10 protein-coding genes are annotated in these 11,825 nt (G+C 64.9%); 6 read left to right on the top strand and 4 right to left on the bottom strand.

Annotation, left to right across the window (positions count from 1 at the left end):
- From trpC to lexA, 4 genes are all read left to right on the top strand, one after another.
- Positions 1-816 carry an indole-3-glycerol phosphate synthase TrpC gene (gene trpC, locus A9K71_RS07590; protein ID WP_066992801.1) on the top strand — a complete coding sequence of 272 codons (816 nt, stop codon included), beginning with the start codon at positions 1-3 and terminating at the stop codon, positions 814-816.
- 2 nt (positions 817-818) lie between these two features.
- The gene (gene moaC / locus A9K71_RS07585; protein ID WP_066992680.1) at positions 819-1,298 is read left to right on the top strand and encodes a cyclic pyranopterin monophosphate synthase MoaC; all 480 of its coding nucleotides are present in this window, start codon (positions 819-821) and stop codon (positions 1,296-1,298) included.
- Position 1,299: 1 nt separating this feature from the next.
- On the top strand, positions 1,300-2,505 hold the full coding sequence (gene glp, locus A9K71_RS07580) for a gephyrin-like molybdotransferase Glp (RefSeq protein WP_066992677.1): 1,206 nt from the start codon (positions 1,300-1,302) through the stop codon (positions 2,503-2,505).
- 116 nt (positions 2,506-2,621) lie between these two features.
- Positions 2,622-3,356 carry a transcriptional repressor LexA gene (lexA, locus tag A9K71_RS07575; protein WP_066992799.1) on the top strand — a complete coding sequence of 245 codons (735 nt, stop codon included), beginning with the start codon at positions 2,622-2,624 and terminating at the stop codon, positions 3,354-3,356.
- On the opposite strand, the gene A9K71_RS07570 is transcribed toward lexA, so the two are convergent.
- Positions 3,350-5,803 carry a ComEC/Rec2 family competence protein gene (locus tag A9K71_RS07570; protein ID WP_066992674.1) on the bottom strand — a complete coding sequence of 818 codons (2,454 nt, stop codon included), beginning with the start codon at positions 5,801-5,803 and terminating at the stop codon, positions 3,350-3,352. The two genes, lexA and A9K71_RS07570, sit on opposite strands and share 7 nt — an antisense overlap.
- Positions 5,804-5,905: 102 nt before the next feature.
- Here A9K71_RS07570 and gltX point away from each other — a divergent pair, with 102 nt between their 5' ends.
- Together gltX and gltA are read left to right on the top strand one after the other, a co-directional pair.
- A complete protein-coding gene (gltX, locus tag A9K71_RS07565; RefSeq protein ID WP_066992670.1) occupies positions 5,906-7,330 on the top strand; it encodes a glutamate--tRNA ligase in 1,425 nt (474 codons plus the stop codon).
- Between the two features lie 181 nt (positions 7,331-7,511).
- Positions 7,512-8,840: a citrate synthase gene (gene gltA / locus A9K71_RS07560; RefSeq protein ID WP_066992667.1), complete on the top strand. Its 1,329-nt coding sequence runs from the start codon at positions 7,512-7,514 to the stop codon at positions 8,838-8,840.
- 82 nt (positions 8,841-8,922) lie between these two features.
- Here gltA and lpxB read toward each other — a convergent pair whose 3' ends face one another.
- From lpxB to lpxA, 3 genes are read right to left on the bottom strand one after another with little or no spacing between them, the layout of a single operon-like run.
- Positions 8,923-10,104 (bottom strand): lipid-A-disaccharide synthase, encoded by a 1,182-nt coding sequence (lpxB, locus tag A9K71_RS07555; protein WP_066992665.1) that lies wholly within the window; start codon positions 10,102-10,104, stop codon positions 8,923-8,925.
- Positions 10,094-10,996: a UDP-2,3-diacylglucosamine diphosphatase LpxI gene (gene lpxI, locus A9K71_RS07550; protein ID WP_082980389.1), complete on the bottom strand. Its 903-nt coding sequence runs from the start codon at positions 10,994-10,996 to the stop codon at positions 10,094-10,096. Before lpxI ends, lpxB begins: the two co-directional genes overlap by 11 nt.
- Positions 10,983-11,819 carry an acyl-ACP--UDP-N-acetylglucosamine O-acyltransferase gene (gene lpxA / locus A9K71_RS07545; protein WP_066992796.1) on the bottom strand — a complete coding sequence of 279 codons (837 nt, stop codon included), beginning with the start codon at positions 11,817-11,819 and terminating at the stop codon, positions 10,983-10,985. The genes lpxI and lpxA overlap by 14 nt, the downstream gene beginning before the upstream one ends.
- Positions 11,820-11,825 lie beyond the last annotated feature (6 nt).

Raw genomic sequence — 11,825 nt, 5'->3', positions numbered from 1 at the left:
ATTTTGTCCGATATCCTGCGCAAGATCGAAGCCTACAAGCGCGATGAGATCGCCGCCGCGAAGCTCAGCGCGCCGCTTGCCGAGGTCAAGGCGAAGGCCAAGGATGCGGAACCCCCGCGCAGCTTCCTTGCGGCGCTTGAGGCCAAGCGGAAGGCCGGCGGCTTCGCGCTGATTGCGGAGATCAAGAAGGCCAGCCCTTCCAGGGGCTTGATCCGCGCCGACTTCGACCCGCCGGCGCTCGCCAGGGCCTACCAGCAAGGCGGTGCTGCCTGTCTTTCGGTGCTGACCGACGCACCGTCCTTCCAGGGCGCGCCCGGCTTTCTGACCGCGGCGCGCGCCGCCGTTAGCCTGCCCGCCCTGCGCAAGGATTTCCTCTTCGACCCGTATCAGGTTCATGAAGCCCGCGCCTGGGGCGCGGACGCGATCCTCATCATCATGGCGAGCGTCGACGACGTCTTGGCCAGTGAATTGGAAGCCACGGCCTTCGATCTCGGCATGGACGCGCTGGTCGAGGTGCATGACGAACAGGAGATGGAACGCGCGCTTCGCCTCTCGTCGCGGCTGATCGGCATCAACAACCGCGATTTGAGAACCTTCGAAACCAGCCTCGACGTTTCCGAGCGGCTTGCCGCCATGGTCCCGGACGACCGGCTGCTGGTCAGCGAGAGCGGCATCTTCACCCATCAGGACTGCCGGCGGCTGGAAAAGAGCAAGATCGGCACCTTCCTCGTCGGCGAAAGCCTGATGCGGCAGGCCGACGTGGCCGCCGCGACCGCCCTTCTGCTGACGGGCAAGGCGCCGGCCGAGGCCGTTTGACGATGCCCGCGCTTACGCATCTCGGCGCCAAGGGCGAAGCCAACATGGTCGATGTCGGCGGCAAGGCCGAGACAACGCGCACGGCCATCGCCGAAGGGTATGTCACCATGCAGCCGGAAACGCTGGAGATGATCCTGGCCGGCGACGCCAAGAAAGGCGACGTGCTGGGCACGGCGCGCATCGCCGGCATCATGGCGGCCAAGAAGACGCATGAGCTCATCCCGCTTTGCCATCCCCTCCTTCTCACCAAGGTGTCCGTCGAGATCGAGCCCGACCACGCGCTTCCCGGCCTGAGGGTCAGCGCGCTTGCCAGGGTTACCGGCAAGACCGGGGTGGAAATGGAGGCGCTGACCGCGGCGTCGGTCGCCTGCCTCACCATCTACGACATGGCCAAGGCAGCGGACCGAGGCATGGCGATTTCCGGCATCAGGCTGGTCGAGAAAACCGGCGGCAAGTCGGGCGACTACAAGGTAGGTCCTTAGCATGGCTTTGCTTCCGGTCGCCGACGCGCTCCAACGCCTGTTGGACGGCGCGACCGCGCTGCCAGGCGAAAGCGTGCCGCTGGCCGACGCGTCCGGCCGGGTGCTGGCCGACCCCGTGGTGGCTCTGCGCACCCAGCCGCCCTTCAATGCGTCGGCGATGGACGGCTACGCCGTAAGGGCCGCCGACGTAGCCTCGGCGCCGGCCCGGCTCTCCGTGATCGGCATGGCCCCCGCCGGGCGTGGCTTCACCGGCTCTGTCGGCAAGGGCGAGGCCGTGCGCATCTTCACCGGCGCGCCGCTCCCCGAAGGCGCCGATACCATCGTTATCCAGGAGAATGTCCGCGATCTCGGCGGCGGCGGCATCGAAGTGACCGAGCCGACCGTGGAGGGACGAAACGTCCGTCGCCGCGGCCTCGACTTCTGCGAGGGCGACCTGCTCCTCGAAAAAGGCCGCCAGCTCGATCCGGCGGCGCTTTCGCTGGCGGCATCGGCCAACCATCCGAGTCTCAACGTGGTGCGGCAGCCGCTGCTCGCCATCATCGCCACCGGCGACGAATTGCTGCCGCCGGGCAGCGCGCTCGGCCCCGACCAGATCATCTCGTCGAATGCCTATGGCGTCATAGCTACAGCCCAGTCGGTCGGCGCGCGCGCGCTCGACCTCGGCATCGCCGCCGACCGCAAGGACGCGATCGCGGCCCTGGTCAAGAAGGCGGTCAAGGCCGGCGCCGACGTCATCGTCACGCTTGGCGGCGCCTCCGTCGGCGACCACGACTTGATCCATGACGTGCTGACCGGCGAAGGCATGCAGCTCGACTTCTGGAAGATCGCCATGCGTCCCGGCAAGCCGCTGATGTTTGGCCGGCTCGGCGACATTCGCTGCATCGGCCTGCCCGGCAATCCGGTCGCAAGCCTGGTCTGCTCGCAGCTGTTCCTGAAGCCGCTTCTGGCGCGGCTGGGCGGCCGGTCCTGCCGGCAGGAAATCCGCACGGCCCGGTTAGGCGTCGCAATGCACGCCAACGATCTCAGGCAGGACTATGTGCGCGCCGTGGTCCGCGAAGATGCGGGGGCGTTGATCGCAACACCGTTCGGCATCCAGGATTCCTCGATGTTGAGGATGCTCGCCGATGCCAATGGCCTGATCGTGCGCCAACCCTTCGCACCGGCGGCTCAAGCCGGCGAGGAATGCAGCGTTCTGATGTTACGCTGAACAAAACGTCAACACATTCACTAAACTTTAAACGGTTGCGGAACACAACTGGAACAGATAGTGTTTGTTCTGGGTTTGTTTTTCTGATTCTGGTTTCAGAACCCATGGGGGCCGCCATGCTGACGCGCAAACAACATGAACTGCTGATGTTCATCCATGAACGGCTCAAGGAAAGCGGCATTCCGCCGTCTTTCGACGAGATGAAGGAAGCGCTCGACCTTGCCTCGAAATCGGGCATCCACCGCCTGATTACGGCGCTGGAGGAGCGCGGTTTCATTCGCCGGCTTCCGAACCGGGCGCGTGCCCTTGAAGTGCTGCGCCTACCTGACTCGATCGCGCCCGGCCTCAATGCGGCGAAGAAATTCTCGCCGAGCGTCATCCAGGGCGGCCAAGGCAATCTCGGCCGCCAGATCAAACCCGCGGCGCCCGCCCGCACGCCGACGCCCAGCAATGACGACGACGCCGTTTCAGCCGTCTCCATCCCGGTGATGGGTCGCATTGCCGCCGGCGTGCCGATCGACGCCATCCAGCACCAGACGCATTCGATCACAGTGCCGCCGGACATGATCGCGGGCGGCGAGCACTACGCGCTCGAGGTCAAAGGCGACTCGATGATCGAGGCCGGCATCTTCGATGGTGATACGGTCATCATCCGCAACGCCAGCACTGCGAGCCCCGGGGAGATCGTCGTGGCGCTGGTCGACGACGAGGAGGCGACGCTGAAGCGCTTCCGCCGCAAGGGCGCCTCCATCGCGCTCGAGGCTGCCAATCCGGCCTATGAGACCCGCATCTTTGGTCCTGATCGCGTCAAGGTTCAAGGCAAGCTCGTGGGGCTCATCCGCCGCTACTGAGGGGGCTGCGGCTTGGCTTCCGGCTTCTCGGGCTTCTTGTAAGGCGCTAACCCCCTCGCCTCACGCGAGTAGCGCCGCTGTTCGTGCCAAGGGCGGTACGGTTTTTCGACGGCGTATTGAATGGATGCTCGCGCCGTCGCCGATTGCGGATCGAAGAAGACGGCGGCACTGCCGTCGCGCGCGAGCTGCCGCTTGGTGACGACGAGGATACGTGGATCGCGGCAGGGATTGTAGGCCGTGGCGTCGTTGATGACGATGAGGTCTGCAAAGTCGCAGGCAGGTCGGGAAGCTTCGCGGTTCTCGGCGAGCGCGACGATCGCGCCCGATGGATGCCGGCCAATGCAGAGATCGCCCGTGCAGTAAAAAGGCGATCCAGGCGGCAAGTCGACGGGATCGGCTATGTCCAGCGTGCCCTTGGCGAATGTCTCCGGCGGCACGATCGTTTCGGCCTTGAGCGCGCGTTTCCAGTTATCGGTGGTGAACTCGTTGGAGCGGGCACGATTGACGGCGAGTTCGCCGCCGCCGATCGGCATCGCCACCAGATGCGCGTCCTCCGAGATCAGCAGGTCCGGCGTGCGCACCTGCGGGATGATCATGACGGCCGCGACTGCCAAAGGAATTGCGGCCAGCCTCAGCCAGGTAGTCGCCATCGTGGCGATGACGAGCGCGATCGTCGCCAGCAGCACCGAATGGATCGAGATCAGGCCCACGGCATCGACCGGCGACCACTCCGAAAGCCACGCCGAGATCGCGATCATCGCCGTCAGGCCCTTGCCCATCAAATAGAGGAAGGGCCCGTCGAAGCCGAACGGCATCATGACCGCGCTGGCGACGGCGAGAAACATCACGACCGTGACGATCGGCATGATCGCGAGATTGGCCAGCAGGCTGAGCGGCGAGACGCGCTGGAAATGCCAGATGGCAAACAGCGCTGTGGCACTTCCGGCAATGATCGACGTCATTGCGGCGCCACCTGCTCCGACTGCCAGTTTATGCGACATGAACCGCAGGAACGAACGCTTTGCCGGCGGCGCTCTCACCTTGCCGGCGCGGTAGTCGGACCAGCCGGCATAGGCGCCGACAAGAGCGGCGGTTGCCGCGAACGACATCTGAAAGCTCGGGCCAACCACTTCATGCGGCGACACCAGAATGACGGCGATGGCCGAGATCGCCAAATTGCGCATCGTCAGCGCCGCCCGGTCGAAAAGCACGGCGACCAGCATGACGGCCAGCATGATGAAGCTTCGCTCGGCGGCTACCACCACGCCGGAGATGACGAGATAGGCGGCAATCGAGATAAGCGCGATTGCCGCGGCATATTTCTTCACCGGCCGGCGTGACGAAAAATCCGGGAACAGCGCAAAGGCGCCGCGCAGCAGAAGCATGACCGTGCCGGCGACCAGCGCCATGTGGAGGCCCGAAATCGAGATGATGTGATAGATGCCGGTCCGCCGCATCGCCTCGTTGATGTCCTCGGGAATGCCGGCGCGCACGCCGACGATCAGTGCAGCGGCAATCTCGCCTTCGGGTCCGCCAATGGTGCTTCTGATGTGATCGGCAATGTTTTCGCGCGCGTGCTCGATGGCTGAGGCGATGCTCGTCTGAGCGATCGGGTCGGTTGGCGGAATGAGTTTCGGGTCGCCGAGGAAAAATCCACTGCCGCCGATGCCGGAAAAATAGCTGTCGAAGGAAAAATCATAGCTTTCGGGACGGACCGGCCCGGTCGGCGGCAGGAGCCGTGCGTAACCCGTCACCAGCGATCCAGCCTTCATGCCGGCCGGGATCCTGCGTGCCGAGAGCCTGACGCGATCCGGTGCGTAGCGCAGCTTTGGATGCGCGGTCGAGACGAGATCGATGGTCAGCCTGACGCGGCCATTGGCCATTTCCTCGGCGACGGCGACGCGGCCTGTCAGCCGCGTCTGGATTTCGGAGCCGAGCATCGGTGTTGCGGCGCGCCAGGTCTCGACCTTCGCGGCGACGAAGCCCAGCGCGCAAAACAGAGCCGCCATAAAGACCAGGTGTGTCTTCAGCCAGGGACGCGAAACGGCCGCGCATAGAGCCATCAGCGCCACCGCCGCCAGCGGTCGGTAAAGATCCGGCTCGGCGCTCAAGGAATAATAGAGTATCACGCCGGCGGCCAGGAACACCGGCACCAGCAGGAAGCCGATGCCGCGGTCGAGCTCGGTGGAGGCTGCCTCGGCCACACCCCGGCGAAACGCGGAAAACGAGGCACGGCGGAACCGCCTGCGGATTAAGTCGATGGCCGCCGGCGGAGGAGCTTGTAGCGAAGCATCGCCGTCCGGCGGCAAAATCTCGGTGGCCGGACGCGGTACGGGAACCAAAACCGGTACTGCCTCGGCAGGTATGGTGTCGGCAAACAGCAGGCGCTCGCTCACGCCAGCCGTCGTCTCCTCGCCCTCCTCCGCACCCCGGCCACGTCCAGCCATCGGGTCTGCCCCTTGCGCCCCAGACCTCCTATGCTACATGAACGCCCACCGCGCGAAAGTCCGCGCAATCATGCCCGCTTCAGAGCTTCTTCCGAGAGTTCCATGTCCGACAAGGTCGTCACCCGCTTTGCCCCCTCGCCCACCGGCTATTTGCACATCGGCGGCGCGCGCACGGCGCTGTTCAACTGGCTCTACGCCAGGCACACGGCCGGCACGATGCTGCTGCGCATCGAGGACACCGACCGCGAGCGCTCCACCGAAGCGGCGACGGCCGCTATCCTGGACGGGCTGACCTGGCTCGGCCTCTCATGGGACGGCGAGGCCGTGTCGCAGTTCGAGCGCGCGCCGCGCCACCGTGAGGTGGCAGAGGAGCTCGTACGGCTGGGCAAGGCTTATTACAGCTATGAAACGCCTGCCGAGCTGGAGGCGATGCGCGAGGCGGCGCGGGCCAAAGGGCTGCCGCCGCGCTACAATGGCCAGTGGCGCGACCGCGATCCCTCCGAGGCGCCTCCCGGCGTCAAGGGCGCCATCCGCATCAAGGCGCCAACCGAAGGAGAGACCCTCGTGCACGACCGCGTGCAGGGCGAGGTGCGATTCCCGAACAAGGACCTCGACGACTTCATCATCCTGCGCTCGGACGGCAACCCGACCTACATGCATGCCGTCGTCGTCGACGATCACGATATGGGCGTCACCCACATCATCCGCGGCGACGATCACCTGACCAACGCCGCGCGCCAGACCGTAATCTACAACGCCATGGGCTGGACCGTGCCGTCGATGTCGCACATCCCGCTGATCCATGGTGCCGACGGCGCCAAGCTGTCGAAGCGCCACGGCGCGCTCGGCGTCGAGGCTTATCGCGCCATGGGCTATCTGCCGGAGGCCCTGCTCAACTATCTGGCCAGGCTCGGCTGGAGCCACGGCGACGACGAGGTGATGTCGATCAAGGATATGATCTCCTGGTTCGACATCGGCGACGTCAACAAGGGCGCCGCCCGGTTCGACTTTGCCAAGCTCGAGGCGCTGAACGGCGTCCATATGCGCAAGATGGACGACAAGGCGCTCTTTGATGTTCTCGTAGCCACCCTGCCCTATCTCAAGGGTGGCCCGGCGCTCGCGGCCAAGCTCGACGACAGGCGCCGGGCACAGCTGCTTGCTGCCATGCCGGGCCTGAAGGAGCGGGCAAAGACGTTGGTCGAGCTTGTCGATGGAGCCGGCTTCCTGTTCGCCGAGCGGCCCTTGCGGCTCGACGAAAAGGCTGCGGGGTTGCTTGGCAGCGACGCCCGCGCCATTTTGCGCGGCGCCCATGCCGCGCTCGCCGCGATCTCCAGCCAATGGAGCGCCGCGACCGCGGAAGCCGCTATTCGCGATTTTGCGCAGGCAGGCGGCCATAAGCTCGGCGCCGTGGCTCAACCGCTGAGAGCTGCGCTCACCGGCCGCAGCACCTCGCCCGGCGTGTTCGATGTGCTCGCTGTGCTCGGCCCTGAGGAGAGCCTGGCGCGGGTTGCGGATCAAATCGATTAGGAGCGAACTGGCCCAAGAAGATTGGCATTGAAAGGTGTGTTTCGCAGTGCAACATTAGGCCTTGGCCCAATCTGGCACGCACCTCCTAAAATGCGGTGGCAAGTTCGCGCATTCCGGTGATTTCGACGTGTCGTTTGCAGGAATTGCCTTGCCGGCATGAGAAAACATAGAGGAGTTTGCAATGAGCGAAGCTGCGACAAAACTGGAATCGGGCGGCAAGGCGCGCGAGTCGACCGCAAGGCTCGAGCTCGCCGGCAAGACGCAGGAATTCAAGGTGCGAAGCGGCTCGACCGGGCCCGACGTCATCGACATCGGCGCGCTGTACAGCACCACCGGGGCCTTCACCTACGATCCCGGTTTCACCTCGACGGCAAGCTGCGAGTCGGCGATCACCTTCATCGACGGCGACGCCGGCATCCTGCTGCATCGCGGCTACCCGATCGACCAGCTCGCCGAGCACGGCGACTTCCTCGAGGTCTGTTATCTCCTGCTCTACGGCGAATTGCCGACCAAGGCGCAGAAGGACGACTTCGACTATCGCGTGACGCGCCACACCATGGTGCATGAGCAGATGTCGCGCTTCTTCACCGGCTTCCGCCGCGACGCCCATCCGATGGCCGTCATGTGCGGCGTGGTCGGCGCGCTGTCGGCCTTCTACCACGACTCGACCGACATCTCGGACCCATATCAGCGCATGGTCGCCTCCATGCGACTGATCGCCAAGATGCCGACGATCGCGGCGATGGCCTATAAATACCACATCGGCCAGCCCTTCATTTACCCGAAGAACGAGCTGAATTTCGCGGCGAACTTCCTGCATATGTGCTTTGCCGTGCCGTGCGAGGAGTACAAGATCAATCCGGTGCTGGCGCGCGCCATGGAGCGCATTTTCATCCTGCACGCCGATCACGAGCAGAACGCGTCGACCTCGACGGTTCGTCTCGCCGGCTCTTCGGGCGCCAATCCGTTCGCCTGCATCGCGGCCGGCATTGCCTGCCTCTGGGGCCCCGCGCATGGCGGCGCCAACGAGGCGGCCCTCAACATGCTGGGCGAGATCGGCCATGTCGACCACATCCCGGAATTCATCGCCCGCGCCAAGGACAAGAACGACCCGTTCCGCCTGATGGGCTTCGGCCATCGCGTCTACAAGAACTACGATCCGCGCGCCAAAATCATGCAGAAGACAGCGCATGAGGTGCTGGGCGAGCTCGGCATCAAGGATGATCCGCTGCTCGACATCGCGATGGAACTGGAGAAGATCGCGCTGACCGACGAGTATTTCATCGAGAAGAAACTCTATCCGAACGTCGACTTCTATTCGGGCATCACGCTGAAGGCGCTGGGCTTCCCCACCACCATGTTCACCGTGCTGTTCGCGGTCGCCCGCACCGTCGGCTGGATCGCGCAGTGGAAGGAAATGATCGAAGATCCGCACCAGAAGATCGGCCGCCCGCGCCAGCTCTACACCGGCGCCACGGAGCGCGATTACGTGCCGATTGCGAAGCGGTGAGTGAGCGAATAGCGAAATAGCGAGTAGCGAATAGGGACAGAACTCGGCGGCGCTGAGCGGCGCCCAGCCTACTCGTTATTCGCTACTCCCTATTCGCTTTTCTGATGCACCCCAGCACCACATCTGCAGCAATCTCGCCCGACGGCCTGTCGGTCGCCATGCGCCTGGCGATTTCGGCAAAACCTGCCCGCTGCCAGGCACGCATGCCGGTGTCGGCAAACAGGGCTTCCAACTGACGCGCCAGGTTCTCCGGCCTGACATACTGATCATAGAACTCCGGCACCAGCGCGCGATCGGCGATCAGGTTGGGCAGCAGCGCCGACCAGGTCGTCACCAGATGCTGCAGCAGCTGCCTCGCGATCGGATCGAGCTTGTAGCTGGAGACCATTGGAACACCGCAAAGCGCAAGCTCGAGCGAAACTGTTCCGGAGGCGATCAGAGCCGCGTCGGCCTTGCCGAAAGCCAACCATTTGCGCTCCGGATCGGTGATGATCTCTGGCTTCTCGTCCCAACGCGTGACGGATGTTTTCACCAGGTCGGCGACATGCGGCACCGTCGGCAGCATCAGCCGCAAGCGGTGACCGCGCTGATGCAAGACCGATATCGCCTTGCCGAACGGCTCGATCAGCCGGCGCACCTCGCCGCGGCGCGAGCCGGGCAGCACGAGCAGCGTCTTCACGCGATCCTCCGACAGGTCCCGCGGCAAGCTCTGCGCCTTGGCGGCGCCAAGCACGCCGGGATCCTGGGTCAGCCGGTGGCCGACATAGGTGCCGGGAGGCCCACCAAGTCGGGTGAGCGCCTTCACTTCGAAGGGCAGGATGCAGAGGATGTGATCGACATAGGGCTTCATCGCCGCCGCCCTGCCCGGCCGCCATGCCCACACGCTCGGGCAGACATAATGGACGATCGGGATGGCGGGCGCGGCGGCGCGGACCCTTTTGGCGACGCGCAGCGAAAAATCAGGGCTGTCGATGGTGATTAGGCAATCCGGCCGCTCCGCCGCGATGGCGCCGGCTGTTTGGCTGATCCGGCGCATCAGCCGCGGCAGGTCGCGCAAGACGGCGCTGAAGCCCATCAGCGCGATCTCGCTGCCGTCGAAGAGCGGTGTCAGCCCCAGTTCCTGCAAATGCCGGCCGCCGATGCCGACGAGCCGGATCTTACGGCCGGTGGTCTTCTCGAGCGCACGCACGATGTCGGCGCCGAGCAAGTCGCCCGATTCCTCGCCCGCGACGATGGCGATCTTGAGCGGCCTCTCACTGGCCATCGGTCGGCTCCGTCGCGGTAAATCCGACGATGAACAAGCCAAGCGCATCGGCCCGCGCGAGAGTCACCGGGCTTTCGAGAATGAGCGAGCGGCCGGCTTCGACGGCGATGCCGGCAAGGCCGGCCGCATGTGCGGCCTCGACCGTCTGCGGGCCTATCGAGGGCAGGTCGGCGCGCAGCTCCTGCCCTGGCTTGGCGCATTTGACGAGAACGCCGCGCGTCTTGCCGGCGAGCCTGCCGTGTCCGCGCAATTCGCGCGTCCTCTCGAGCAGGCCCTTAGTGCCTTCGATGCCTTCCAACGCGATAACCCGCCCTCCGACCGCAATCGCCGCCTGGCCGACGTCGAGCTCGCCGATTGCCTTGGCCGCCGCGCGGCCCGCCTCGATATCGCGCCAGTCCGATTGCTTTGGTCCTGCCTTGGTCAGCGTGCCCTCGCCGGCAGCGAGATCTGGAACGATCTCGTGCGCTCCGACCACCGTGATACCGCGCCTTTCCAGCCCGCGCGTCAGAACCTTCAGAAGCCCGTCGTCGCCGCGGGCCAGCGCCATTGCCACGGAGGGGATCATCGTCAGCAGACTGAGCGTTGGACGTATTTTCGCAAGCCGCGGCCTGCGCTTGATCTCGCCGGCAAGAACCAGGTGGCTAATGCCTTCGCGCTTCAGCAAGGGAAGCAGGAAGCCGATGTCTTCGAGCGCAAGCGTCGCCTGCTCGTAGGCGGCAAAGTCCGCTTCGCGATCCACCTCGCCCTCGGCCAGGATGATGAAAGGCGAATGTCCCTGTCTGACCAGACCTTCCGCCACTTCGACCGGCAGGCTGCCGCCACCGGCGATGATGCCGACCCTGGAGCCCGGCGCGAGTGCAAGCCCTGACCCGGCGGGCTCAGCCCTCGTCATCGCCATCGTCATCGCCGCCACCGCCCTTGAGCGGCGGGACGGCATAATGCCGCTTGCCGCGACTGGTGATGAAGTCGATCATCTTCATGGCCGTCGGCGACGAGGCGAATTCCGCCTTGGCGATCTCGACATTCTCCCCGACCGTGCGGGAGTGGTCGAAAATCGCCCTGTAAGCCCTTCGCAGCATGTAGATTTCGGCGCGCGGCAGGCCGGAGCGCTTCAGGCCGATGACGTTGAGACCGCGCAGCTTGGCGCGATTGCCGACGGCGATCGCATAGGGAATGACGTCGCCGACGACCGCCGAGCAGCCGCCGATAAAGGCGTTGTCGCCGACGCGGACAAACTGATGCACGGCGGTCAGGCCGCCGATATAGACATTGTCGCCGATCTCGCAGTGCCCGCCTAGCGTTGCTCCGTTGGCGAAGGTGGCATTCTTGCCGACGACGCAGTCATGGGCAATGTGGGCATAGGCCAGAAAATTGCCATTATCGCCGACCGTCGTCTCGCCGCGGCTGGAATCGGTGCCGACATGCATGGTGACGCCTTCGCGGATGGTGCAATTTTCGCCGATGACCAGCGTCGTGCGCCCGCCCTTGTGCTTGGTGTTCTGCGGCGGCGCCCCGAGCGTCGACATTGGATAGACCTTGGTCGAGCCGCCGACGGTGGTCGCGCCCATCACCGAGACATGGCTGATCAGCTCGACGCGATCGCCGATGACGGCATCGGCGCCGACATGGCAGAAGGGTCCGATACGCACACCTTCGCCGAGCTGGGCACCTTCTTCGACGACCGAGGAAAGGTGGATTGATGTCTGAACTTTCATGAGCAT

It is taken from the genome of Mesorhizobium sp. WSM3873 (assembly GCF_001672445.1).
Classification (GTDB): domain Bacteria; phylum Pseudomonadota; class Alphaproteobacteria; order Rhizobiales; family Rhizobiaceae; genus Mesorhizobium.
Note: the sequence above shows the minus strand (reverse complement) of the source record. Positions and strands in the feature narration are given on the sequence as shown.

Excerpts from the sequence above, each read along its gene's own strand:
- moaC (WP_066992680.1), top strand. The coding sequence starts at position 819 with ATGCCCGCGCTTACGCATCTCGGCGCCAAGGGCGAAGCCAACATGGTC.
- glp (WP_066992677.1), top strand. The coding sequence starts at position 1,300 with ATGGCTTTGCTTCCGGTCGCCGACGCGCTCCAACGCCTGTTGGACGGC.
- lexA (WP_066992799.1), top strand. The coding sequence starts at position 2,622 with ATGCTGACGCGCAAACAACATGAACTGCTGATGTTCATCCATGAACGG.
- A9K71_RS07570 (WP_066992674.1), bottom strand. The coding sequence starts at position 5,803 with ATGGCTGGACGTGGCCGGGGTGCGGAGGAGGGCGAGGAGACGACGGCT.
- gltX (WP_066992670.1), top strand. The coding sequence starts at position 5,906 with ATGTCCGACAAGGTCGTCACCCGCTTTGCCCCCTCGCCCACCGGCTAT.
- gltA (WP_066992667.1), top strand. The coding sequence starts at position 7,512 with ATGAGCGAAGCTGCGACAAAACTGGAATCGGGCGGCAAGGCGCGCGAG.
- lpxB (WP_066992665.1), bottom strand. The coding sequence starts at position 10,104 with ATGGCCAGTGAGAGGCCGCTCAAGATCGCCATCGTCGCGGGCGAGGAA.
- lpxI (WP_082980389.1), bottom strand. The coding sequence starts at position 10,996 with ATGACGAGGGCTGAGCCCGCCGGGTCAGGGCTTGCACTCGCGCCGGGC.
- lpxA (WP_066992796.1), bottom strand. The coding sequence starts at position 11,819 with ATGAAAGTTCAGACATCAATCCACCTTTCCTCGGTCGTCGAAGAAGGT.